The following is a 24,094-nucleotide window of genomic DNA, read 5'->3' on the forward strand; positions in this document are numbered from 1 at the left end:
CAGGCTAGCAGCAGGAAGTGCGCGGATCGTAGCGACGATTTCCTACCCGACCCTTGCGCGCGAACCCTCACTTGTCCGGCTTGTCCGCCGGCCGGCGCGGCGTCTTCGCCAGCGTCCAGCGCCCCCCACCGGTCAGCTTCAGCACATGGCGGTGAAAGCCCGCCACGGCGGCGCGGTGGGCGATGCTGATCAGGGTGGTGCCGCGTTCGGCCAGCCGCTGGTACAGCCGCTTCTGGTTGGCGTCGTCCAGCGCGCTGGTGGCCTCATCCAGGATGGCCAGGCGCGGCGCATGCACCAGCAGGCGCGCGAATGCCAGGCGCTGCTGCTCGCCGCCGCTGAGCAGCTTTTCCCAGTCCTCGCTGCGGTCCAGGCCGCTGTCGCCTTCGGCGAGGTGGCGCAGCTGCACCTCGTCCAACACCTTCAGCAGCGCCTCGTCGTCGAGCTTGCTTTGCGTGCTGGGGTAGATGAGCTGGCTGCGCAACGTGCCCACCTGCAGATAGGGCCGCTGCGGCAGGAAAAAGACATCCTCGCGCGGCGGGTGCAGTACCTGGCCGCTGCCCTGGGTCCACAGGCCAGCGATGGCGCGCAGCAGCGAGCTCTTGCCACAGCCACTGGCACCGGTGATCAACAGTGAGCCGCCTTCCGGCACGTGCAGGGAGAGCTTTTCGACCAGCACCCGGTCACTGCCCGGCGCGTGCACGGTGAGGTTCTTGATGTTCAGCTCGCGGCCTTCCTGGCGGTCGATGCCGGCCTCGGGCAGTGCCGCATCCAGCACTTCGGTCATCACATGCAGGCGGTCGATGCCGGCCACGAAGCGCGAGAGGCTTTCGAAGTTGTCGATGATGAGGGACACCGCCCCCAGCACCGCCGCAAAGGCGCCACCGGCCTGCACTGCCTGGCCCACCTCCAACCGGCCGCCAAGCACGTCAGCGGCCAGCACGACGCTGGGCACCAGCAGGCTCAGCTGGCTGAAGGCCCGCTGGAAAAGGTTGAGCCCGAACTGCGCGCGGATCAGCTTGCGTGTGTTCAGCAGCGTGGCGCGCAGGCGCTGCTGCAGCTGGTGGCGCTCCTGGTCTTCGCCGCCATAGAAGGCGATGGACTCGGCGTTCTCGCGCACGCGCATCAGCCGGAAGCGGAAGTCCGCCTCGCGCTTGAGCTGCCAGTAGTTGAGCCGGATCAGCGGCCGCCCGAACAGGCCGAGAGACAGCAGGGTGCCGGCCACTGCGTAGACGACGAGAAAGCCCACCAACGAATGCGACAGCGACCACAGCACGGCACTGAAGGCCACCAGTTGCATCAGCGAGCCCAGCAGGATGAGCAGGAAGTGCAGCGACCGGCTGGTGAAGGTGTTGATGTCGTCGGCGATGCGCTGGTCCGGGTTGTCGATCTCGTCGCCGGCGATGTGAAAGTAACGGCGCTCGCGCAGATAGCCGTCCAGGAAGCGGTGGGTCAGCCAGCGCCGCCAGTCGTTGGCATAGGCGTCGCGGGCGTAGTAGTAGATGGCAAAGATAGGCACCGCGAAGGCCATGATCCACAGCATGGCGCGCACCGCGGCCCAGAAGCGCGGCTCGTCGCGCGCCGCCAGTGCCGAGGTCAGCTCGCCGGTCTGGTTGTTCAGCAACACGGCGAACTGCGTCTCGGCCAGCATCAGCACGATGAGCCCGACCAGAAAGGCCCAGGCCCAGACGCGCCGGTCGCCCACCCAATAGGGTTTGGCCACGGTCATGAAGCGTTTCAATGCAGAAACAGGGGCGGCCATGAGTAAGCGATTGCAGTTGTCTAGACAAGGCTATCGTTACGGCCGGCGGTGGACTGTCGGACGGCATGCCGACGCGGCCAAAGCAAAGGCGCCCTCGCGGGGCGCCTTTGCTTTGGCGAGTTGCAGGGTCAGCCGTTGCGGGTGACCACCAGCTGGTTGTTGACCTGCTTCACCCCGTCGATGGCCGCGGCCAGCGTCGTAGCGCGCTCGCGCGACCTCGGGTCGGGCGCCTGACCGGACAGCGTCACCTGCCCGTCACGGGTGTCGACATTGATCTGCGTGGCCTTCAGCTGGTCATCCACGGCCAGCGCGGCATTGACCTTGGCCGTGATGTTCATGTCTGAAGAAACGCGGGCTGTCGCATCCGCGGCCTCGCGCGCCGACATGCGGGCGTCGGCCAGAACTTCGCTGCCTTCGCGCTTGGCATCGGCCACGGCGTTGTCCGCGCGCTGGCCGGCGCTCAGTTCATCGTCGGGCTGGCGGCTGCAGGCGCCAAGCGCGGCGGCCATGGCGAGAGTGGCCAGCAGGGGCAGGCGGGCAGTGGTGTGCTGTTTCATTGGGGCGTCCTTTCCGGTGCGAGGCCATCAGGCCGGTTTTCATACTTTGGACGCCTCGGGCCGCGCCCGATTTCGGCCCAGGCGCCGATCGCCTGTCGGACCGAACCGACAGGCGCGTGTGTCAGCCAGCGTCCTACAGGCATGGGGCCCCCCGTCCCACGCCGGTCCCGGCAACCGGCCGCGAGCATGGCCTTCATGAAAGTCGCCGTCACCATTGCCGGCGCCGTCGTGCTGGTCGTCATTGCCGTCGTGGGCATGGATCTGGCCGGCTGGCCTGGCCTCGCGCCCCGGCTGGCCGCCCAGGCCGAGCGCGGCCTGGACATGGACGCCGGTGCTCGGCTGCACCTATTGTGGAAACCTCGGCTCGAGGCCCCCCGGCTGCGCGTCAACGGCACTCGCGGCGAGCCCCTGGCCGACGCCAAGGACGTACTGCTGAACTGGCAATGGGGTGACATCTGGGCCTGGCGCCGCGGCGCACCGCTGCGGCTGCGCCTGGTACAGGCCGAGTCCTTGTCCCTGAACTGGCAGCGTGACGCCGCCGGCCGCACGGCTTGGCCGGTGCAACCCTCGGGCGCCCGCGATGAGCCGGCCGAGCTGCCGCAGATCGACCACCTCGTCGTCCGCCACGGCAGCGCCCAGCTGGACGATGCGCCGCTGCTGCTGGTCGGCGACGCCCGCTTCGCGACCCAGGCCGACGGCCAGTGGACGGCCGATTTGAAGGGCAAGCTGCGCGGCCAGCAACTCGCGCTGAAGGCCGAAGCCGGCGCCGGGCTGGCCCTGCTCGCGCCCGCCGACACCGGCCTGCCGCCGGTGCAGCTGCGTGCCGAACTGACCCAGCGTGACGGCCGCATCGCTTTCGCCGGCACGGCCGCATCGCTGCTCGACGCCCGCGCGCTGGACGGCCAGCTGCAAGTGCGCGGCAACTCGCTGGCCGACGTCGGCCGCCCTTTCGGCATCACCCTGCCCAGCACGCCGCCGCTGGAGCTCAGCGGGCGGCTGCAGCATGCCTCGGGCGTCTGGCAGCTGGGCGGTGCCCGTGCCCGCATCGGCAAGAGCCAACTGGCCGGCGATTTCAGCTTCGACACCCGCGAGAAGTCAACACGGCGCCCCATGCTCAGCGGCATGCTGCGTGGCGGCCCGCTGCGCCTGGCCGACTTAGGCCCAGCCGTCGGCGCGGATGCGCCACCCAGCCGCCCGGGTCGCGTGCTGCCCGACCGGCCGCTGGATCTGCCGTCGCTGAGCACGATGGACGCGCGCGTCGCCGTCGCGCTGACCCAGCTCGACCTCGGCAGCGCCAAGCTTGCGCCGCTGGCACCGGTGAATACCAGCGTGGTGCTGGAAGGCGGCGTGCTGACGCTGGAGAACTTCAATGCCGGCGTGGCCGGCGGCGAGCTGGCCGGCCGGCTGCGGCTGGACACGCGCCCCAGCCCGCCGCTGTGGCAGGTGCATGCCGACGTACGCGGCATGGCCATCGAGCAGTGGTTCAAGTTCCAGGCCAAGAGCCTGAGTGAACACCCCGTGACCGGCCGCATGCGCGCCGACATCGACGTGCAGGGCCACGGGGGCAGCACGGCCGCATTGCTGGCCAGCCTGAACGGGCCTATTCGCCTGCAGCTCGACAAGGGCAGCATTTCCCATCTGCTGACCGAAGCCACCGGGCTGGACCTGGCTCAAGGCCTGGGCATCCTGCTGCGCGGCGACAAGAACCTGGCGCTGAATTGCGCCCGCCTGGACGGCAATTTCAAGGCGGGTGTGCTGAGGCCACGCTCGGCCGTGGTGGACAACCGCGACAGCCGCATCGACATCGACGGCCGCATCAGCCTGGCCGACGAGACACTGGACCTGCGGCTGGTCGCCAGGCCCAAGGACTTCTCGTTGCTGACGCTGCGTTCACCGGTGCGCGTGCAGGGCACTTTGGGCGACCCGCGCATCGCCCTGGAGGGCAAGGCCCTGGGCGGCAAGGCCATTGCCGCCATCGCCCTGGGGGCGCTGGCGCCGCCGGCCGCCCTGTTGGCCTTCGTCGATCCCGGGGAGGACCTGCCGCCCGTGAGCTGCGATGGACCGGCTGCGGCGCCACGTGCGGATGCGAGCGCCAAGCCGGCTGTAACCGCGTCGGCGGCTTCCTACCCGGCAGCGCGGCGGGGGCCGGCACCCCAGCACCAGCGCCAGCCCTAGATTAGCGATGCCAACAGTCCAAGGAGAAACCTCATGCTGCGTTACGCGATCATCTTCTTTGTTGTCGCCCTCGTGGCGGCCCTGTTCGGCTTTGGCGGCATTGCCGCCAGCGCCGCAGGCATTGCCCAACTGCTGTTTTACGGCTTCATCATCCTGGCCATCATCAGCCTGGTGGTGGGGTTGATGCGCAGATAGCGACTCGGTTCGTCCCTGCGCGTGGCCCGCGTTCAGCTTCGAGAAGAAGCGCGACGCGGGCCACGCTTTTTGGTGCAGTTCCGACAGGCCTGCCACAAGCTGACAGGCTTGGAGCAAGGATCAATCAACGGGCCAGGCGCTCAACGGCCGCGATGGGGCTGTTCCTGGATGGCGTCGAGGAACTCGCGCAACGTCTCGCTGCAAGGCCCCTGGGGGCAGAGGAAGAGGCCTTCGGCCTCGGCGGGCACATCGGCCGCAAAGCCCAGTGTGCTCAGCGAATTCATCGCGTCGCCGCATAGCGCCACGGTGCGGCCGCAGCGCCAGGCCATTTTCAGCAGGGCTTGCAACTTGGCGCAGCCGGTTGGTGCAGCCCAGGCGTCGGAATTCAGCACGATAAGGCCGTCGGCCCAATCCGCCTCGACGGGCGGTTCGCCGAACTCGTCGTCCAGACGCCAGTCCAGGCGATGCACGCTGCTGTTTGCCGCCAGTACCGCCAGGTCGGCTTCGCAAGCCTGCATCACATCGGCCGTGCCGACCACGCAGATCAGCACGTCCGCAGCCTGCGAAGGTGCTGTTTCCAGCCGGGGCGGGCTGTCCATCATCGTGTCCATGATTGCATCTCCGCAAATCGGGATGCTTCACTCTCGCGCGGCCACCTCCGCACCCGCGTGAGCCTGCGGCGCGACGCCGTGTAGGACGGCGCGCCAGGCCCGCCTCAGTCCCCCAGGCGACGCTCCAGCATCGCATCGACGCTGTCCGCCAGGCGGCTCAGCAGCCCGCCGAGCACCGCCACCTCCTCGGCGCTGAAGCCCTGCAGCGCCTCCGCGCTCAACGCCTGCATGACGCCGCGCGCCTTGGGCATGCGCTCGCGGCAGGCGGTCGTCAGCGAGATGAGGCGGCTGCGGCCGTCCTCGGGGTCGGGCACTCGCTCGACGAGGCCGTCTCTTTCCATGCGCGCCAGCAACTGGGCCATGCTGGGTTGCTCCACATGGGCCAGCCGCGCCAGCTCCGCCTGGGAGCGCGACTTGCCGTCCTTCAGCGCCATCAGCACCGGCAGCTGGCCCAGCGCGAAGCCCTGCTCGCGCAGCAATTGGTCGGCCATGCGCTGGAAACCGCGGTGGACATGGCCGATCAGCTTCAGCGGCGGTTGGGGTTCTCGAGGCTCGGGCATGGACGCACAGAAAGGACTGATGAACGGTCCTTGACTTTACATAGGCGCCTATCTTAATATGAATAGGCTCCTATGCAGCGAGCTCGGCGTCTCATCCCGCTCCAGTCTCTGCTGCCACGTCCGGGCACGCCCTCGCGCACACTGCGTGGCAATCCCAACGCCGCCATCGAGCGGCACGCCAGCGCCCAACATCCCCCCATCAGGCCCCGCGCCTGCCACCGCCGCCGCCCATGCCCGAAGCCACCGCTCCAGCCACTGCCCCGCCGCTCGCCTTCACCCCCTACCAGCGCTTTGCCACCGGCCTGCTGACACTGCTGCAGTTCGCCGTCATCCTGGACTTCATGATCATGTCGCCGCTCGGCGCCATGATCATGCCGGCGATGTCGATGACAGCCCAGCAGTTCGGCCTGGTCGTGTCGGCCTATGCCTTCAGCGCCGGCATCTCCGGCCTGCTGACGGCAGGCTTTGCCGACCGCTTCGACCGCAAGAAGCTGCTGCTGTTCTTCTACGGCGGGTTTCTGCTCGGCACGCTGTGGTGCGGCCTGGCCACCAGCTTCGAGTCGCTGCTGATGGCGCGCATCGTCACCGGGCTGTTCGGCGGTGTCATCGGCTCCATCGTCATGGCCATCGCCGCCGACCTCTTCGAGCCGGCACTGCGGGGGCGCGTCATGGGCCTGCTGCAGGGCGGCTTTGCGGCCAGCCAGGTGCTGGGCCTGCCTTTCGGCCTCTACCTCGCCACGCACTGGGACTGGCACGCGCCCTTCATGGCATTGGTGGCCTTCGGAGCAGTCGGCGGCCTGCTGATCGCCTGGCGCATGAAGCCGGTGGATGCCCACTTGAAGCTGCAGAGCGACCGCAGCGCCTTCGCCCACCTCTGGCACACCGTCGCCAAGGCCCGCCATGTGCACGCCTTCGTCATCACGGCGCTGCTGACGACCGGCGGCTTCATGATCATGCCCTTCGCCAGCGCCTTCTCGGTGAACAACGTCGGCATCGACCTGCAGCACCTGCCCATGGTCTATCTCGTCACCGGCATCAGCACGATGTTCGTCGCGCCGCTGGTGGGCCGCCTCACCGACCGCCTCGGCCCGCTGCCGGTGTTCTACGTCGGCAGCGCGATCACCATCGCCATGGTGGCGATCTACACGCGGCTGGGCACGTCATCGCTGATGACGCTGATCGTCGTCAACGTCATCCTCTTCGCCGGCATCTTCTCGCGCATGGTGCCCTGGCAGGTTGTCGTCACCGGCATCCCCGCGCCGGAGCAGCGCGGCGCCTTCACGGCCATCAATGCGGCGTTGCAGCAGCTGGCTGGCGGCCTGGCGGCGCTGGTGTCCGGCCATATCGTGAGCATTGGCACCGACGGCAGGCTGGAGCACTTTCCGTGGGTCGGCAACGTGCTGATCGGCACGACGCTGATCGTCTGTGTGCTGCTGTGGCAGTTGCAGAAGAACGTGCCCAGGAAAAGTCCACGCTGACGAGCAGGCCGCGCCCCGGCCCGGCGGCCAGGCGGATGCTGGCGCCATTGCGCGCTGCCACTCGCCCGACGTGGCCGAATCCCGGCGCAGGCACGCAGCGCCCCTGAAACGAGGCGTTTGTCACGGGTTGCCGTCTGGTGCCACATGCGGGCCGATGTCGCGTTGCCGCCATCCGGTCGCTGCGTTATCGTCGAGCGACCGGGTCACCGTTGGGAGGGTGCATGGGGCAGCCACAAAGCCGGGCATGTTGCATTGCAGCAGCCGCGCTATGGGCGGCGCCCGCGGCGGCCCAGGCCCCTCTGGTCGACCTCAGCCTGGAAGAGCTCGGTAACGTCACCATCACCTCCACTGCCAAGCGTGAACAGCGCCTGGGGGATGCGGCGGCCTCACTCTTTGTCATCACCGCCGACGACATCCGCCGCGCCGGCGTGACCCGCCTGCCCGAGGCCCTGCGCCTGGCGCCGAATCTGCACGTCGCCGAAACCTCCAGCGGCGACTATTCGATCAGTGCACGCGGCTTCAATGCCGGCTCGGCCAACAAGTTGCTCGTCCTTGTCGACGGGCGCTCGGTCTACACGCCGCTGTTTGCCGGCGTGTTCTGGGACGTGCAGGACGTGGCACTGGAAGACATCGATCGCATCGAGGTCAGCAGCGGCCCCGGCAGCACGCTGTGGGGCGTCAACGCCGTCAACGGCGTCATCAACATCATCACGCGCAGTGCCTCGGCCACGCGCGGGAGCCTGGTATCGGCGGCGGCGGGCAGCCGCGAGCGCGACACGGTGCTGCGCCATGGTTGGTCGCTGGGCGACGGCGGCGACATGCGCCTCTACCTCAAGCACACCAGCCAGGGCCGCACCGAAACGGCGGCGGGCACGCCCGTGGAGGATGCGGGCCACATGCTCAAGGGCGGCTTTCGCGCCGACTGGGGCCGCGGCAACGATCGCGTCACACTGCAGGGCAATGCCTATCGCGGCAACCACGGCCAGCCGCGGCCGGGCAGCATCGACGTCACAGGCGTGAACTTCGCGCTGGACACCATCCGGCTCTCCGGTGCCAACCTGCTGGCGCGCTGGGATGGGCCGGTCAGCGGCGGCGAACTCAGCGTGCAGGGCTATCTGGACCGCACCGTGCGCGTGAACCCGCCCACCTTCGACGAGACGCTGGAGATCGCCGATTTCGAAGTGCAGTACACGTTGCGGCCCACGCCTGACCACACCGTCGTGCTGGGCGCCAACCATCGCCGCTCGCAGGACCGCGTCGGCCACGGCGCGCCTGAGTTCGCCTTCCTGCCCGAGCGACTGAACCAGGCCTGGACCAGCCTGTTTGTTCAGGACGAGGTCGCGGTTGCCGAGGGCCTGCGCGTGACGCTCGGTGCGCGTGTCGAACGCAATGACTACACGGGCAACGAGTTCCTGCCCAATCTGCGCCTGGCATGGAAGCCCTCGCCCGGCCAGCTGTGGTGGGCTTCGGCCGCGCACACGGTGCGCGCGCCCTCGCGGCTGGACCGCGACATCTACATCCCTGCCCAGCCGCCTTTCATCCTCGACGGCGGCGCGGGCTTTCGCGCCGAGACGGCCAATGTGCTGGAGCTCGGCTACCGCGGCCAGCCACTGCCCGCACTGACGCTGTCGGCCACGGCCTTTCATGGCAACTACGACCATCTGCGCACCCAGGAGCTGGCGCCCAGCGGCACGTCGGTCTATTTCGGCAACGGCATGAAAGGCCGCGTCAGCGGCCTGGAGGCCTGGGGCAGCCTGCAGGCTGCGTCCTGGCTGCGCCTGCACGGCGGCGTCACGCTGCTGAGGCCGCGCCTGCAGCTCAAGCCGGGCAGCATCGACACCGCCGACTCCGTGGCCGCCGCCTCCGGCGCCATGCCACGCCAGCTGTGGCGGCTGCGTGCGGCCTTCAACCTGCCCAGCGATGCCGAACTGGACCTCATGCTGCGCCATGTCGGCGCCCTGAGCGCGCCAGACGTGCCGGCCTACACGGCCGTGGACCTGCGCCTTGGCCGGCGCATCGGCCCCGATGTCGACCTCGCGCTGGTGGCCCAGAACCTGTTCGGCAGCCACGGCGAGTTCACCGCCATTCAAACCCGCACCGAGTTCGGCCGCAACCTCATGCTCCAGATGCGCATGCGCTTCTTCTGATGAAGGCCGCCCGCCTCGCCCGCCGAACGCTGCTGCTCGCGGCGTTGGTCATCGCGGGCGGCGCGCGTGCGGGCGACGATGACGGCCTGGCCGAATACCAGGTCAAGGCCGCCTTCGTCTGCAAGTTCGGCAACTACATCGACTGGCCGCCGCAGTCGCTGGGCCCGGTGGGCGAGCCGTTTCGCATCGGCGTGCTGGCCAGCGAGGCGGTCGTCGAGGAGTTCCGCCGCACCGCCACGGCCACCTCCGTGGCCGGGCGGCCCGTCGAGGTGCGCCGGCTCGTGCGCGGCGAAGTGCCAGAGGGCGTCCACGCCCTCTTCGTTTCGCGCGGCATGGTCTCCTACACGCCCAACCTGCTCGCGGCCGTACAAGGGAGGCCAGTCCTCACGGTCACCGAGTTTGACCCCGGCGGCGCAATGGGCATGATCAATTTCGTCGTCGTCGACGACAAGGTGCGTTTTGACATCCTGTTGCCGCCCGCCACGCAAAGCGGCCTCAAGATCAGCGTGCGCCTGCTCGGCGTCGCGCGTCGGGTTGAAGGCAAGTCATAGATGTTCAGGCTCTCACTCCAACGGAGACTGCTCGGCGTCACGATGTTGACGGCCCTGGTCGCGTTGCTTGTCGCGCTGGGCGCGATGGTGGCCTATGACCTGAAGTCCTATCACGAAGGCTGGGTGGCTGATCTCAAGGCCCAGGCCGAGCTGCTCGGCCATTCGACGGCGCCGGCGCTGGAGTTCGACGACGTCAAGGTGGCCAGCGAGAACCTTGCGCTGCTGCGCCTGCAGCCGCGCGTGCGTGCCGCCGCCATCTACGGCGCCCAGGGCGAGCGCTTCGCCTCCTACACGGCCGCGGGCGCCGACGCGCCACTGCCCGCGCATGCTGAAAAGCAGGGCGTGCACCGTGCCGACCGCGACATCGCCGTCGCCCTGCCCATCGTGCAGGATGGGCGCGCCATCGGCAGCGTCTATCTGCGCGCCGAGTACGCGCTGCATGACCGCGTGCTGACCTATCTCGGCATCGCCGCGGTGGTCGCCCTGGCCGCGCTGGGCATCGCTTTCCTGTTTTCTATGCGGCTGCAGCGCGCCGTGGTGCAGCCCATCCTCGCCATCAGCGATGTGGCCCGCGACGTCATGCAGCGCCAGGACTATTCGCGCCGGGCCGCCAAGATGACCGACGACGAGGTCGGCGTGCTGGCCGATTCCTTCAACGGCATGCTGGGTGAGATCGAGAAGCACGCCCAGGAAGTCATGCGGCTCAACGAGCAGCTGGAAGCGCGCGTGCACGAGCGCACCGCCCAGCTCGAGACCTCCAATGAGGACTTGCGGCTCGCCACCGCCGTGGCCGAGAAGGCCAACCGCGCGAAGTCGGAATTCCTGTCCAGCATGAGCCACGAGCTGCGCACGCCGCTGAACGCCATCATCGGTTTCGGCCAACTGCTGGGCACCAACATCGCTGACGCCAAGCCCGAGCGGCGCCAGGAGTTTGTCGACCACATCGTCGGCGCCGGCAAGCATCTGCTGACGCTGATCAACGAGATCCTCAACCTCGCGCGCATCGAGAGCGGCCATGTGGAGCTGTCGGTCGAGCCGGTACCGCTGGATGATGTGCTGTCCGAGTGCCGCAAGATGATCGAGCCGATGGCCAGCCAGCGCGCCATCGCCACCCAGTTCGTCAACAGCAGCGGCTGCGTGGCGCTGGCCGACCGCATGCGGCTCAAGCAGGTGGTGCTCAACCTCGTCAGCAACGCCATCAAGTACAACCGCCCCGGCGGCTCGGTGCGCGTGGACTGCGACCGGTTCAATGCCGGGCATGTGCGCATCTCGGTGAAGGACACCGGCGCCGGCCTCAAGCCCGAGCAGGTCGAGGCGCTGTTCCAGCCCTTCAACCGCCTCGGCCAGGAGGGCGGCCCCGAGCAAGGCACCGGCATCGGCCTGGTCGTCACCCAGCGCCTGGTCGAGCTGATGGGCGGCCAGATCGGCGTGCACAGTGTGCCCGGCGAGGGCAGCGTGTTCTGGGTCGACCTGCGGGCCAGCGAACTCCCCGCCGTGCCGCACGCCGAAACCGACTGGGGCGACCTGGCCAGCCTGACGGCCGCGCCGCGTGAGGGCGAGGCGCCAGCCACCGTGCTCTATGTGGAAGACAACCCCGCCAGCCGCCAGCTCGTCGAGGAGCTGCTGGCCGCACGCGGCGACATCCGGCTGCTGACGGCGCCCGACGGCCAGCGCGGGGTCGAGATGGCCCGGCAATATGTGCCCGACGTCATCCTGATGGACAACAACATGCCACGCATGACCGGGCGCGAGGCCCAGTCCATCCTGCACATGGACCCGCGCACAGCCCATATCCCCATCATCGCGCTGACCGCCAACGCCATGCCCGATGCCGCGGTGGCGGGCCTGGCCGCAGGCTTCTTCCGCTACCTGACCAAGCCGCTGGAGCCGCGGCGGCTGCTGGAGGCGCTGGACAGCGCGCTGGCCACCGCGCGGGCGCGACGCTAGACGGCTGCCGCGGGTTTCCGCTGCTGATCGCGAAAGCGCCGCTGAGCCAGCACCAGCATGCGGGCGAAGGAGACGACCGGGCGCGGCAGCGGCTGCGGCCGCGGAAGCGTGGGCAGGGGCAAGGTGTTCATCTGAAGTCCTCAGTGAAGTCAACCGAAGGTGAAGGCATAGGCGCGGGCGCCGGGTGCATCGAAGCGGATCTCGAAAGTGCGTGCGCGCACCGGGCCTCGCTGGCGCACCAGCTGATAGAGGCGCTCGCCACTGGCCAGGCCGCGGCCGTCGGCGCCCACGTCCAGGCCCGCATCGGCGCCGGGCGGCTGGCCGTCGAGGGTGATGCGAAATGGCAGCGGCTTGCCGTCAGTTGCGGGACCAAGCACGAGGTGCAGGTCGCGCGCTTGAAAGCGCAGCGCCACGCTGCCGCTGTCGCCCGACAGCTCGGCGTACTCGGGGCGCACGGTCCAGTCGCCGGCCAGCGACCACTCATTGAGCCGGGGGGTGCCACCGGCATAGCGCTTGAGGCGGTCGGGCAGGATGCCGCGGGCTGCACCGTGCCCATGGCCGAGATAGGTCTCGGGTGAGCGCACGTTGGCGATGTCGGGCGCCAGGCCGATGCCGGTCGCCGCAACCTGGGCCATGCCCGCCTCCGGCGCCTTGCCGGCCTCGCGCAGCAGCTCGCGGATGACCTGCTCGGCGCGTTCGTAGTCGCCCTCGCCAAACTGCTGGTGGCGCACACGGCCCTGGGCGTCAACGAAATACAGCGCGGGCCAGGCCTGGTTGCCAAAGGCGCGCCAGATCGTGAAGTCGTTGTCGAGCACGATGGGGTAGTCGAGCTTTCCTTCCATCGCGGCCTGGCGCACGCGCTTCACATCGCGCTCGAAGCCGAACTCCGGCGCATGCACGCCGACGACGACCAGGCCCTGGGGGCCGTACTTCTGCGCCCACGCGCGCAGGTACGGCAGAGTGCGCTGGCAGTTGATGCAGGAGTAGGTCCAGAAGTCGACCAGCACGACCTTGCCGCGCAGGCCGGCGAGTGCCAGTGGCGGTGAATTGATCCACTCGCCGCCACCGTCCAGGCGCGGGTCGGCCGAGGCGTGTGCGGTCATGAACAGGGCGAGCGCGGCGGCGACGGAGAGCTTTCTCGCGAAGTTCATGACGTGGAACTGCGGGTTGCGAAATCGATGGCGCTCATTATTATTGACCGATCGTTCAAAAACAAGTCCAATTCATTCATGGCAAGACCTTCCGAATTCGACAGGGACGAAGTCCTCCACCGCGCGATGGAGGTGTTCTGGTGCCAGGGCTTCGAGGCGACGGGTATGCCCCACCTCGTCGAGGCCATGGGCATCGGCCGTCAAAGCCTCTACAACGCCTTCGAGAGCAAGCGCGGCCTCTTCCTGGAGGCCCTGCGCCTTTACCAGGCCGAGCGCGCCAAATCGCTGCAGAAGGTGCTGGCATCCGCACCCTCGCCGCTGGCCGGCATCGAAACGCTGCTGACGTCCATTGCGTCCTCGAGTGGCGTGGCACGCACGCGCGGCTGCATGTCGGTCAACACGGCCGCCGAGATCGGCACCAGCGACGAAGAGGTCGCGGCCATCCTGCGCGAGGGCGCCAGGCGCTCCAAGGCCGACGTCGCCGCCGCGCTGGCGCAGGCCAAGGCGCAGGACGAGCTGCCGCCCACGCTGGATGAGACCGCGGCCGCCGACTTCGTGCTGACCGTCATGCGCGGCCTGCGACTGAGCGCCAAGGCCGGTGCCCCCGTCACCGAGACCCGCAATGTCGTGCGCCTGGCCCTCGTGGCCCTGCGCCATTTCCACGCCGAAACCTGACCCACGAGGAGCCCACACCATGCGCGCCATCGAGAAAGTCGTCTACACCGCCCACACCCACACCGCCGGAGGCCGCGAGGGCTGGGGCAAGTCCAGCGACGGCGAACTGGACGTCAAGCTCAGCCCGCCTGGCGCCAACAAGCCCGGCACCAACCCCGAGCAGCTGTTCGGCATCGGCTACTCGGCCTGCTTCATGGGCGCGATGCGCCGCGCGGGCGCGCCGCTCGGCATCCGCGTGCCGGACGAGGTCAGCATCGATGCTGATGTGTCTCTCGGCACCACGGCCGACCAGGGCTTTGCGCTGGCGGTCAAGCTGACCGTCAACCTGCCCGGCCTCGATGCCGAGCAGAAGAAACAGCTCGTCGACGGCGCCCACCAGCTCTGCCCCTACTCCCATGCGACGCGAGGCAACATCGACGTGCGCTTTGAAATTCTCTAGGTCGCCAGCAAGAAGTCGACAAAGCACCTCACCCGCAGCGGCACGTGGCGCTGGTGCGGGTAGAGCAGGTTGAAGGGCCGCGAGCGGCCGCCGAAGGGCTTGAGCAGTTCGACGAGGCGGCCCTGGCGCAACTCCTCCTCCACCGTGAAGCGATAGGCCTGGAAGATGCCGGCGCCGTGGCGAGCCAAGGTCACGCCGGCCAGCACATCGTCGGAGCAGCTGGTGCCGCCGGTGGTCTGGCGTTCGGCGTCCTTGCCGTCGACACGGAACAACCAGGGAATGGTGCGGCCACTGCTGGGCAGCTCGAACTGGATGCAGTCATGCAGCGCCAGCTCGTCGAGTGACTGCGGCTCGCCACGCCGGCGCAGGTAGTCGGGCGCGGCGACGAGCAACAGTTCGGCGTCCTCCAGGTGCCGCGCGATCAGCGTCGAGTCGGCTGGCGCGCGCACGCGCACGGCGAGGTCATAGCCCTCGGCCGCGAAGTCGATGTTGCGGTTGCTGACGTGCACATCCACGCGGATCTCCGGGTAGCGCTCGCGAAACGCCGGCAGGCGCGGCAGCAGGCGGTGGTGGCCATAGGTGGTCGGCACGCTGATGCGCAGCAGGCCGCTCGGCGCCGCCTGCCGGCCGCTGACTTCGCGCTCGGCTTCCACCAACTGGTTCAGCACTTGGCGGCATTGCTCGTAGTAAGCCTGGCCCGCGTCGGTGAGGCGGATCTGCCGCGTCGTGCGCACGAACAGGCGCACGCCCAACCTCTCTTCGAGGCGCGCCACCGTGCGGCTGACGGCCGCCGGCGTCACGCCCGCCGCCGTAGCCGCCGCCGTGAAGCCACCCAGCTCCGCCGCCGCGCAGAAGAGCTCCAGGCTGCCCAGCATCAGGTCGTCGAATTGCCGATTCATGCCATCACATCATGTAAATACTGAAGTGGCCAGGATCTTATTTATTGATCACGACGTCGCCAATAGATTTGAGTCCATCGCAACCCAATGGAGTCATCCATGAACCACTGTCCTCGCACCGTCATCGTCACCGGCGCCTCCAGCGGCATCGGTCTGGCCATCGCTGCCGCCTTCCTGAAGCAGGGCGACAACGTCGTCGCCAACGGCCGCAACGCCGAGCGCCTGCAGCAGGCCGCCGTCGAACTCGGCAAGCCCGACAACCTGCTCACCGTCGCCGGCGACGTGGCCGACCCGGCCACCGGCACCCGCCTCGTACAGGCGGCCATCGAACGCTTCGGCCGCGTCGACGTGCTCGTCAACAACGCCGGCATCTTCAACGCCAAGCCCTTTGTCGACTACACGCCGGCCGAGCTGGATGCCCTCGTCGACACCAACCTCAAGGGCTTTGTCTACCCGTCGCAGGCCGCGGCCCGCCACATGGTGGAGCGCAAGGCCGGCCACATCATCAACATCACGGCCGCCATCGCGTCGCAACCCATCCAGGGCGTGCCAGCGGTGTTGCCGGTGCTGATCAAGGGCGGCATCAACCACGCCACCCGAGCCCTGGCGCTGGAGCTGGCACCGCACAACGTGCAGGTGGCCGCCGTTGCACCCGGCATCGTCGACACGCCGATGTACACGGCCGACATGCATGGCTTTTTGAACACGCTGCAGCCGGCCGGCCGCATCGCGACCGTGCAGGAGATTGCCGATGCGGTGCTCTATCTCGCCGGCGCGGCCTTCACGACCGGCGTCGTGCTGCCCGTGGATGGCGGCATGAGCTCCGGCAAGTGGTGATGCCATGACCGACCGCGAAGAACTGCTGGCGCTGCTGCAGCGCTATTTCGACGGCCTCTACCGTGGCGATGTGGATCTGCTCGCGCAGGTCTTCCACTCGCAGGCGCGGCTCTACGGCGAGGTCAGCGGCCAGGTGCTGCTGCGCGACGTCGAGCCCTATCTGCAGGTGGTGGCCAAGCGGGCCAGCCCGCAAAGCCAGGGCGAGACCCAGCGCATGCAATTGCAGGCCCTGCGCATCGACGGCTCGGTCGCGCTGGCGACGGCGCGCTGCCAGATGCTGGGCTTCGACTACCTGGACCAGCTCAGCCTGCTCAAGGATGGCGGCCGCTGGTCCATCGTTGCCAAGCTCTACACCCATCAGGAGACCTGACCGTGCCCTACATCCGCATCGAGATTACCCGCGAAGGCGTGACGCTGGATCAAAAGAAGCAATTGATTGCCGAGGCGACCGACCTGATGGTCCGCGTGCTGAACAAGGAACCGGCGGCCACCTTCGTCGTCATCGACGAGGTCGACACCGACAACTGGGGCGTTGCCGGCCGCACCGTCACCGAGCTCCGGCACGAGCGGGCGGCGGTGCCAATAAAAAGATGAGGGCGCTCGCCACCGGCCGGCGAGGACCCTCATCGAAACACCAGCGGGCCACACCCGGACCGCTGGCGGAGACACAGGCGATGAATCAGAAGCTGGCGCGCAGACCCACCTGGCAAGTGCGACCCGGCTCGTAGATCGCGTACGGCGCGTTGGCCAACTGGAAGCTGGTGCGCTGCGAGGCGCGGGTCAGGTGGACGACGCCGAACATGGCCTGCCTCTGGTCAGAACTTCATCTGAGCGGTCAGCTGATAGGTACGGCCCGGATCCCAGTAGCCACGCACGGCGAGCTCTTCCTGGATGTAGGACTTCTGCGTGGCCTTGTTCAGGTTGGCAACGTCAAAGTTGAGCGACACGCCCTGCTTCCACCCCACCCAGTCGCCGATTTCGAGACGGGTCGAGAGGTCCGCCTGGTAGTAGGCCTTGTTGTACTTGAACATGGTGCCTGCCGGGATGGAATCCGTGTTCTTCGACTCGAACGGAGTCCGGGCCTGGTAACTGTTGCTCAGGCGGATGGAGCCGCGGCTGTTTTCGAAGTACACGGTCAGGTTGGCCGTATAGGGCGCCGCGCCAATCGGCACCTGGCCACTGGTGCCTGCATCCTGCTTGGTGCGGGTGTAGTTGGCGTAGAAGCCGAAGCCGTTGATCGGCAGGAAGCGGTCCAGCGACTGCGCCCAGCTCAACTCCCAGCCCTTGAGCTTCATGATGTCTTCCGTGTTGAGCGGCTGCGACAGCGGAATGTTGAACTTGTCGGGGCCGCCGGCCGCAGTCACCGCCAGGTCGATCGCGCTGCCCGCTGCGTACTGCAGCGAGTCGGCACCGAACTCTTGGCGGATCTGCGACAGCGTCATCTGGCGCACGACAGTGCGCGGGAAGTTCTTGATCTTCTTTTCGAAATAGGCCGCCGCGACATAGCTGCCCTTCTTGTCCGTGTACCACTCCCATCCAAAGTCCAGGTTCTTGGACTCGAAGGGCTTCAGCCCCGGGTTGGTGGCGGTGGCGTTGGACAGGGCCACATCATTGGACGTCGCCCTCAGCGGCTGCAGCGCCTTGGGGTCAGCACGGGTGATGGCCTTCGAAGCCGCCGCGCGGACGATCATGTCGTCAGCCAGGTTGTACGCCAGCGTGCCGCTGGGCAGGGTGTTGCTGTAGGAAGTCTGGCCCGTCGTCTCCGTGACCAGGTTCGGATACAGGCCGCCGTTGGCCAGGCCTGCATTGCGCGGATCGGCCACGTTGCCCGTGTACGCACCGACGCTCTGCGAGGTGCGCGTGCGGCGCAGGCCCGCGTCATAGCGCAGCAGGCGGTCGAAGACGCGCGTCTGGCCGGACACCTCGATGTAGTTGCCGAAGACGTTTTCACCGAAGTCCTGCGGAGACGCACCGCTGAGCGCGTTGCTGCCCGCGAGCTGGACCATGCCGGCGGTGATGCTGTCGTAGCTGGTGGCCCTAGCGAAGCGGCTCCAGTCAATCGTGACGAAGCCGTTGGGGCCGGGCACCAGGTACTTGGAAATGTCCGGCACGGCCGAGCCCTGATAGGCCAGCGCGGGCCCGCCAGCCGTCGCGCCCTGGCCGTAGCCAGGGTATTGCGTCGCCGGGTTGGCCGTGATCGGAATGATCGCGCAGCCATTCGGGTTGGTGTTGTTGGGCGCGTACATGCGGACGTTGAGGTTGCCGCCGCAGACGACGTTCTGCAGACGGCCATCGTCGTTGAACGGCGTGATCAGGCGGTGGTAGGTGTCATAGGCCATGCCGCCCTTGAGGGTCAGGCTCTCGTCACCCCAGGCCAGATTCCAGCGTGCACCCCTCGTCTTGATCTCACGGTCTTCACGATTGACGCTGATCTGGGCGCCCGTCGCGTTGCCGTGGTGATCCCAGGTGTAGCCGGCCGGGCTGTTCGGGTCGAAGCCGTTGGGCGTGTAGACCGGGAAATTGGCGTTGGCGCCGATCTTCACCGTGAACGGCTTGGCCGCGTCGGTCGGGACCAGGAGCGTGGGCGCGGTGCGGCTGAATTTGCTGCTGGCCTGATTGGCCTGCGCGTCCAGCGTCCACTTGTCGGAGATGCGCCATTCGAAGCCCGGGTTCACGGACGTGAAGCTGCTCCTCTCGTCCATGCGGCGGTATTCAAGGAAACCGGTGCCGTTGAGGAGGGTGCCGCCCGTCACGAAGCAGTAGACCGCGCAGTCGCTGCGGTCATAGCTCATTGCCGAAGGGATGACGGCGCTGTTGCGGACGTTGATGTCGAAGTCGACACGCTCCTGCTTGCTGGTCTTGCTGCCAGTCAGCAAATCAAGGTAGGCGTCGAAATCTGAGGTCGGGCGGAACTCGAAGCTCAGCAGGGCGTTGGCACGATTGCGCTCACCCGTGAAGTTCACCGGGCGCGGCAGGCGCGGCATGTAGCCGTTGTCCAGTTGCTGGATCGTGGCATTGGGGTTCAGCTGTTTCAGCAGCGCCATATCGACGGACTGGCCGGCTGCCAATGTCGTCGAACCATAGGTACCGGCGGCCGCAGCGGGCACAGTCGTCGGGATGCCCCAGGCACCGTTGGTGGTTGAGGTACCCGCGCCGGTCTGCAAAGGGTTGGTCAGACGGGGCGTGACCCAGTCGGTACCGTCCTCGAAGCCGCGCGTGGTGATCTTGTTGCGGGCGAAGGACACGCCGGCCAGCACGCCGAAGCTGTCGCCGAACGTCGTGCTGTAGAGCGCCGTGCCGCGCGTGCTGGGCTTGGGCGCGGGGTCGTTCTTGGCCAGTTGCAGCTTGACGGTGCCGCGCGTGCCGGCCTTGTCGAACGGGCGGGCGTTGCGCATGTTCACGACGCCGGCGATAGCGCCTTCCAGCATCCCGGCCGTGGGGCTCTTGGACACCGTGATGCGCGAGAACAGGTCGCCCGGCATGAAGTCCAGGTCGACTTCGCGGTTGGCGCTACCGGCACTGCTGAAGCTCGTGGAGGCCGATGCGACGGGGTTACCGTTCATCAGGATGCGCGTGAAGTTGGAACCGAGGCCACGGACCTGAATGTTCAGGCCTTCGCCCGTCACGTCGCGGTTCACCTGGACGCCGGGGATGCGCGAGATCGACTCGGCGAGGTTGTTGTCCGGGAACTTGCCGATGTCTTCGGCGTGGATCGAGTCCGACAGGCCGATGTTGTCGCGCTTCGAAAGCGCCGAGGCAGCCAAGGAGCTGCGAATGCCGGTCACGACGACCGTCTCCAGTTGCTGGGCCGATGCTGCCGGCGCGGTCTGCGCATAGGCCTGCGTGATCAGGCCGGCCAGCAGCGTGGTGCCCACGGCCAGCTGTCGATCCAGGCGGGCGCGGCGGCGCGGCGGCGAATTGGTCTTGCTCATCTTGTCTTTGTCTCCTGATGGGTTCTAGGACGCCTCCACCATTAAATGGTAGCGCGCACATTTTCAATTTACGTCCACAGGAAACCTCAGTCAACGAGGGTGTGTACTAATGTATTAGTGAGCCACACAGCGGAAAGGCGGCTAAGAATTGCAAGGTGACCGAAAACTGGATAGCGCTCTCAAGCTTGTCGGCCGACGGGCCAGGGGGGACTCAGGTCCCATGCGCAGGACGCGTCAAGCCCGCGATGACAATGGCGCCCAGCATTCGCGCGCCAGCGGCAGATTTGGCTTGCCACCCGAGATGAACACCACGCTAGATCCCACCCGCCATGCGGCGCCCCAGGTTGTTGAAGCGCTTCGCGCCGCCATCATTTCGCTGGAACTAGCGCCAGGGAGCGCCCTCGACCGCGCCGAGCTGGCCCAGAGCTTCGGCGTCAGCCAGACGCCCGTGCGCGACGCGCTCATGCGGCTCAGCGAGGAAGGCTTGGTGCTCATCCGCGCCCAGTACACTACGCAGGTCAGCCGGATCGACGTGCCGGCGGCCCGCGAAGCGCATTTCTTGCGCCGATCCATCGAAATCGAAATCGCGCGCCTGCTGGCGCTCTCGCATGACCAGGCAGTGATCGACGACCTGCGGGCCCAACTGGCGCGCCAGGAGGGCCTCGCCGCCAGCAAGGACTACCCGGCCTTCATCGCCGCCGACAAGGAGTTCCACCGGCTGATGTACGTCGCCGCCGGCCTGCCGCGGCTGTGGTCGGTGGTGACGCGCATGTCGGGCCACATCGACCGGCTGCGGCTGCTGCACGCGCCGAGCGAGGGCAAGGCCGAGTCCATCCTGGCCGGCCACCTGGCCATCCTGCAAGCCATCGAATCGGGTGACGCGCAAGGCGCGCAACAGGCCGTGCGCGAGCACCTGTCGGGCACGCTGGCCTCGGTGGAAGAGATCCAGCAACGCTACCCCGAATACCTCATCCTCTCTTGAAGCGCCGCCCGCTTCGCCCCCCGCTTGGCAGGCGCAATCGGTAGCGCTCACAATTCGGGCCGCCTCCCTACCGCACCGCGAGCCGCATGACCCCGACCGACCCCAGCTTCCTTCCCGCCGACGCCGAAGGCGCCCTGGTGGACATCTCCGCCCAAGCCGCCACGACGGCCCATGGCGTCGGCGCGCTGATGAAGCACTTGCGGAGCCGCGCACGATGACGCGCCGACTGCGCTCCCAGGACTGGTTCGACAACCCCGATCACATCGACATGACGGCGCTCTATCTGGAGCGCTTCATGAACTACGGCCTCACGCCGCAGGAGCTGCGCTCGGGCCGGCCCATCATCGGCATCGCCCAGAGCGGCAGCGACCTGAGCCCCTGCAACCGCATCCATCTGGAGCTGGCGAAGCGCGTGCGCGATGGCATTCGCGACGCGGGTGGCATCGCGATGGAGTTCCCTCTGCATCCCATCTTCGAGAACTGCCGCCGCCCCACCGCGGCACTGGACCGCAACCTGGCCTACCTCGGCCTCGTCGAGATCCTGCACGGCTACCCGCTGGACGCCGTCGTGCTGACGACGGGCTGCGACAAGACGACACCGGCGCAGGTCATGGCAGCAAGCACCGTCGACATCCCGGCCATCGTGCTGTCCGGCGGCCCGATGCTGGACGGCTGGTTCGAGGGGCAGCTCGTCGGCTCCGGCGCCGCCATCTGGGCCGGCCGGCGGCGGCTCGCGGCGGGCGAGATCGACGAAGAGACCTTCATCGAGATTGCTGCGGCCTCCGCGCCCTCGGCCGGCCACTGCAACACCATGGGCACGGCCTCGACGATGAATGCGCTGGCCGAGTGCCTGGGGCTGTCGCTGACCGGCTGCTCGGCCATCCCGGCGCCCTACCGCGAGCGCGGCCAGATGGCCTATGAGACGGGCCGGCGCATCGTCGACATGGCGCGCGAGGACCTGCGGCCGTCGAAGATCCTCAGCCGCGACGCCTTTCTCGACGCCATCGTCGTCAACGCGGCCATCGGCGGCTCGACCAACGCCCAGCCGCACCTGATGGCCATGGCCCGCCATGCCGGCATCGAGCTGACAGCTGCCGACTGGACCGAGGTGGGCCAGCACGTGCCGCTGCTGCTGAACATGCAGCCGGCCGGCCAGTTCCTCGGCGAGCGCTTCCACCGCGCCGGCGGCGTGCCGGCCGTCATGTGGGAGCTGCAGCGGGCCGGCCTGCTGCGCACCATCCGGCCGACGGTGACCGGCCACACGATGGCCGCCAATCTCGACGGCCGCGAGACGCAGGACCGTGAAGTCATCTACCCGGTCAGCGCGCCACTGAAGCCCGACGCCGGCTTCGTCGTGTTGAGCGGCAACCTGTTCGACTTCGCCATCCTGAAGGCCAGCGTCATCTCGGCAACGTTCCGCGAGCGCTACCTGAAGGACGGCGCTTTTGAGTGCCGGGCCATCGTCTTCGACAGCCCCGACGACTATCACACGCGCATCAACGACCCTGCGCTTGGCATCGATGAGGGCTGCATCCTCGTCATGCGCGGCGCCGGGCCGATGGGGTGGCCGGGCTCCGCCGAAGTCGTCAACATGCAGCCACCGGACGCGCTGATCCGGCGCGGCGTGATGAGCTTGCCCACGCTGGGCGACGGCCGCCAGTCGGGCACGTCGGACAGCCCCTCCATCGTGCATGCCTCGCCCGAGAGCGCCATCGGCGGCGGGCTGGCCTGGCTGCGCACGGGCGATGTCATCCGCGTCGACCTGATCGCGGGCCGCTGCGACGCGCTGCTCAGTGATGAGGAGCTGGCGCGCCGCCGCGCTGAAGATGCGCCACCTGCGATACCGCCGAGCCAGACACCGTGGCAGGAGATCTATCGCTCAACGGTGGGGCAGCTGTCGACCGGCGCCTGCCTGGAACTCGCCGTGCCCTATCGCGCCGTGATCGACACGCCACCGCGGCACAACCATTAGGGCCTGCTAACACTACGGCAATGGGTCGCGAAGGCCTTCCGCCAGGGGTCAATCAAGGCGCGGCACGCCGCTCGCACTCGGGTGCGAGCCAGTGACGCAACGCCGAGTGGCCCCTGGCGGAGGGCCTTCCCTTCGGGTTGTGGCCAGAAAAGCCGCGTCCAGCGTTGCAAATGCTCGCCGGGTGTGCAACCCGGCTCCGCTTTGCGCCTTGCTCGCGGCTTTTCTGGCCACAACGCGACCCGTTGCCGTAGCGTTAACAGGCCCTGTGTGGTCACGCCGGGCAAAGTGCATTAAAGTGATATCTCCTTTTTCTGAGGTATCGCCATGCCCGTCCTCGAACAGCTCTCTCGTCTCGAACTGCCGGCTCGCGCGTTCAGCGGCTTCGTGCCCATTGCCTGCAGCCTGGGCGGGGCGGCAGCGGCGGCGGCGCTGTTCGTGTGGTCCATAGGCAACCTGGCGCTGATGGTGCTGACCGTGCTCCTCTTCGCGGCCAGTTTGCTCATGCTGATCGGGATCTACATGCAGGAGCCCAACGAGGCGCGGATCCTGACGCTGTTCGGCCGCTATGTCGGCACCGACCGCCATGAAGGCCTTCGCTGGGCCAACCCGTTCGCGATGCGGGAGCGAATCTCGCTGCGCGCGCGCAATCTGAACGCGCCGCACATCAAGGTCAACGACAAGCGCGGCAACCCGATCGAAATCAGCGCCGCCATCGTCTGGCGCGTGCAGGACACGGCGCGCGCCGTCTTCGAGGTGGACAAGTTCGAAACCTACGTGGGCGTGCAGGCCGAGACGGCCATTCGCCATCTGGCCACACAGTTCGCCTACGACGACGGCGAGGACCTGGACCCCGACGAAACGACGCTGCGCGCCGGCCAGGACGAGGTCGTCAAGGCGCTGGTCGCCGAACTGCAGGAGCGCTGCGCCCAGGCCGGCGTGGCGGTGCTGGAGGCCAAGATCACCCACCTCGCCTACGCGCCGGAGATCGCTCAGGTGATGCTGCGCCGCCAGCAGGCCGAGGCCATCATCAGCGCACGCAAGAAGATCGTGCAGGGCGCGGTGACGATGGTGGAGGAGGCGCTGCGCGGGTTGTCGGAGCGCGAGATCGTCGTGCTGGACGACGAGCGCAAGGCGGCCATGGTGTCCAACCTGCTCGTCGTGCTGTGCTCGGACAAGGACGCCCAACCCATCATCAACGCTGGCACGCTTTACGCCTGAGCGCGCCGC

At 67.9% G+C, this 24,094-nt stretch carries 24 protein-coding genes; 15 read left to right on the forward strand and 9 right to left on the reverse strand.

Features of this window, described 5'->3' with window-relative positions:
• Positions 1-67: 67 nt before the first annotated feature.
• The gene (locus ACXJKJ_RS05960; RefSeq protein ID WP_457389461.1) at positions 68-1,759 is read right to left on the reverse strand and encodes an ABC transporter ATP-binding protein/permease; all 1,692 of its coding nucleotides are present in this window, start codon (positions 1,757-1,759) and stop codon (positions 68-70) included.
• A gap of 128 nt (positions 1,760-1,887) precedes the next feature.
• Positions 1,888-2,316, reverse strand: coding sequence for a BON domain-containing protein (locus ACXJKJ_RS05965; RefSeq protein WP_457320212.1), 429 nt, complete (start codon positions 2,314-2,316; stop codon positions 1,888-1,890).
• Positions 2,317-2,511: 195 nt separating this feature from the next.
• Between ACXJKJ_RS05965 and ACXJKJ_RS05970 the strand changes: the two genes are divergently transcribed.
• Both ACXJKJ_RS05970 and ACXJKJ_RS05975 read left to right on the forward strand, forming a co-directional pair.
• The gene (locus ACXJKJ_RS05970; RefSeq protein ID WP_457389462.1) at positions 2,512-4,491 is read left to right on the forward strand and encodes an AsmA family protein; all 1,980 of its coding nucleotides are present in this window, start codon (positions 2,512-2,514) and stop codon (positions 4,489-4,491) included.
• Between the two features lie 33 nt (positions 4,492-4,524).
• Complete coding sequence (locus tag ACXJKJ_RS05975; protein ID WP_082533043.1) at positions 4,525-4,686, forward strand: DUF1328 domain-containing protein; 162 nt, start codon at positions 4,525-4,527, stop codon at positions 4,684-4,686.
• A 140-nt stretch (positions 4,687-4,826) separates the two neighbouring features.
• Here the strand turns inward: ACXJKJ_RS05975 and ACXJKJ_RS05980 are convergent, their stop codons facing one another.
• On the reverse strand, positions 4,827-5,297 hold the full coding sequence (locus ACXJKJ_RS05980; RefSeq protein ID WP_056204716.1) for a hypothetical protein: 471 nt from the start codon (positions 5,295-5,297) through the stop codon (positions 4,827-4,829).
• Positions 5,298-5,401: 104 nt separating this feature from the next.
• Positions 5,402-5,857, reverse strand: a complete 456-nt coding sequence (locus ACXJKJ_RS05985) for a MarR family winged helix-turn-helix transcriptional regulator (RefSeq protein ID WP_457389463.1) — start codon at positions 5,855-5,857, stop codon at positions 5,402-5,404.
• A 230-nt stretch (positions 5,858-6,087) separates the two neighbouring features.
• Between ACXJKJ_RS05985 and ACXJKJ_RS05990 the strand changes: the two genes are divergently transcribed.
• The 4 genes from ACXJKJ_RS05990 (at position 6,088) to ACXJKJ_RS06005 (ending at position 11,980) form a co-directional block, all read left to right on the forward strand.
• Entirely contained in the window at positions 6,088-7,335 is a 1,248-nt protein-coding gene (locus ACXJKJ_RS05990) for an MFS transporter (protein WP_457389464.1), read from the forward strand.
• 221 nt (positions 7,336-7,556) lie between these two features.
• Positions 7,557-9,482, forward strand: coding sequence for a TonB-dependent receptor plug domain-containing protein (locus tag ACXJKJ_RS05995; protein WP_457389465.1), 1,926 nt, complete (start codon positions 7,557-7,559; stop codon positions 9,480-9,482).
• Positions 9,482-10,033: a YfiR family protein gene (locus ACXJKJ_RS06000; protein WP_457389466.1), complete on the forward strand. Its 552-nt coding sequence runs from the start codon at positions 9,482-9,484 to the stop codon at positions 10,031-10,033. Before ACXJKJ_RS05995 ends, ACXJKJ_RS06000 begins: the two co-directional genes overlap by 1 nt.
• Before the next feature lie 42 nt (positions 10,034-10,075).
• Positions 10,076-11,980: an ATP-binding protein gene (locus tag ACXJKJ_RS06005; protein WP_457389467.1), complete on the forward strand. Its 1,905-nt coding sequence runs from the start codon at positions 10,076-10,078 to the stop codon at positions 11,978-11,980.
• Here ACXJKJ_RS06005 and ACXJKJ_RS06010 read toward each other — a convergent pair.
• Positions 11,977-12,111, reverse strand: a complete 135-nt coding sequence (locus ACXJKJ_RS06010) for a hypothetical protein (protein ID WP_457389468.1) — start codon at positions 12,109-12,111, stop codon at positions 11,977-11,979. The genes ACXJKJ_RS06005 and ACXJKJ_RS06010 overlap by 4 nt on opposite strands.
• 18 nt (positions 12,112-12,129) lie before the next feature.
• A complete protein-coding gene (locus ACXJKJ_RS06015) occupies positions 12,130-13,131 on the reverse strand; it encodes a thioredoxin family protein (protein WP_457389469.1) in 1,002 nt (333 codons plus the stop codon).
• 78 nt (positions 13,132-13,209) lie between these two features.
• On the opposite strand from ACXJKJ_RS06015, the gene ACXJKJ_RS06020 reads away from it, so the two are divergent.
• Positions 13,210-13,806 (forward strand): TetR/AcrR family transcriptional regulator, encoded by a 597-nt coding sequence (locus ACXJKJ_RS06020; RefSeq protein WP_457389470.1) that lies wholly within the window; start codon positions 13,210-13,212, stop codon positions 13,804-13,806.
• A gap of 19 nt (positions 13,807-13,825) precedes the next feature.
• Complete coding sequence (locus ACXJKJ_RS06025; protein WP_457389471.1) at positions 13,826-14,245, forward strand: organic hydroperoxide resistance protein; 420 nt, start codon at positions 13,826-13,828, stop codon at positions 14,243-14,245.
• On the opposite strand, the gene ACXJKJ_RS06030 is transcribed toward ACXJKJ_RS06025, so the two are convergent.
• Positions 14,242-15,144 carry a LysR substrate-binding domain-containing protein gene (locus ACXJKJ_RS06030; protein WP_457389472.1) on the reverse strand — a complete coding sequence of 301 codons (903 nt, stop codon included), beginning with the start codon at positions 15,142-15,144 and terminating at the stop codon, positions 14,242-14,244. The two genes, ACXJKJ_RS06025 and ACXJKJ_RS06030, sit on opposite strands and share 4 nt — an antisense overlap.
• Before the next feature lie 99 nt (positions 15,145-15,243).
• Here ACXJKJ_RS06030 and ACXJKJ_RS06035 point away from each other — a divergent pair, with 99 nt between their 5' ends.
• The 3 genes from ACXJKJ_RS06035 to ACXJKJ_RS06045 are packed head-to-tail and all read left to right on the forward strand — an operon-like array spanning position 15,244 to position 16,575.
• Positions 15,244-15,981 (forward strand): SDR family NAD(P)-dependent oxidoreductase, encoded by a 738-nt coding sequence (locus ACXJKJ_RS06035; protein WP_457389473.1) that lies wholly within the window; start codon positions 15,244-15,246, stop codon positions 15,979-15,981.
• A gap of 4 nt (positions 15,982-15,985) precedes the next feature.
• Complete coding sequence (locus tag ACXJKJ_RS06040) at positions 15,986-16,351, forward strand: nuclear transport factor 2 family protein (RefSeq protein WP_056204741.1); 366 nt, start codon at positions 15,986-15,988, stop codon at positions 16,349-16,351.
• 2 nt (positions 16,352-16,353) lie between these two features.
• Positions 16,354-16,575, forward strand: a complete 222-nt coding sequence (locus ACXJKJ_RS06045; RefSeq protein ID WP_457389474.1) for a tautomerase family protein — start codon at positions 16,354-16,356, stop codon at positions 16,573-16,575.
• Positions 16,576-16,660: 85 nt separating this feature from the next.
• Here ACXJKJ_RS06045 and ACXJKJ_RS06050 read toward each other — a convergent pair whose 3' ends face one another.
• Positions 16,661-16,783: a hypothetical protein gene (locus ACXJKJ_RS06050; RefSeq protein WP_457320187.1), complete on the reverse strand. Its 123-nt coding sequence runs from the start codon at positions 16,781-16,783 to the stop codon at positions 16,661-16,663.
• A 13-nt stretch (positions 16,784-16,796) separates the two neighbouring features.
• Positions 16,797-19,913, reverse strand: coding sequence for a TonB-dependent receptor (locus ACXJKJ_RS06055; protein ID WP_457389475.1), 3,117 nt, complete (start codon positions 19,911-19,913; stop codon positions 16,797-16,799).
• Positions 19,914-20,214: 301 nt separating this feature from the next.
• On the opposite strand from ACXJKJ_RS06055, the gene ACXJKJ_RS06060 reads away from it, so the two are divergent.
• The 4 genes from ACXJKJ_RS06060 (at position 20,215) to ACXJKJ_RS06075 (ending at position 24,085) form a co-directional block, all read left to right on the forward strand.
• Positions 20,215-20,895 carry a GntR family transcriptional regulator gene (locus ACXJKJ_RS06060; RefSeq protein WP_457389476.1) on the forward strand — a complete coding sequence of 227 codons (681 nt, stop codon included), beginning with the start codon at positions 20,215-20,217 and terminating at the stop codon, positions 20,893-20,895.
• A gap of 86 nt (positions 20,896-20,981) precedes the next feature.
• On the forward strand, positions 20,982-21,113 hold the full coding sequence (locus ACXJKJ_RS06065; protein WP_268795295.1) for a hypothetical protein: 132 nt from the start codon (positions 20,982-20,984) through the stop codon (positions 21,111-21,113).
• Positions 21,110-22,867 (forward strand): IlvD/Edd family dehydratase, encoded by a 1,758-nt coding sequence (locus ACXJKJ_RS06070; protein ID WP_457389477.1) that lies wholly within the window; start codon positions 21,110-21,112, stop codon positions 22,865-22,867. Before ACXJKJ_RS06065 ends, ACXJKJ_RS06070 begins: the two co-directional genes overlap by 4 nt.
• Positions 22,868-23,191: 324 nt before the next feature.
• Positions 23,192-24,085 (forward strand): SPFH domain-containing protein, encoded by an 894-nt coding sequence (locus ACXJKJ_RS06075; protein WP_457323095.1) that lies wholly within the window; start codon positions 23,192-23,194, stop codon positions 24,083-24,085.
• Positions 24,086-24,094: the final 9 nt, after the last annotated feature.

The organism is Roseateles sp. P5_E1 (genome assembly GCF_054049335.1).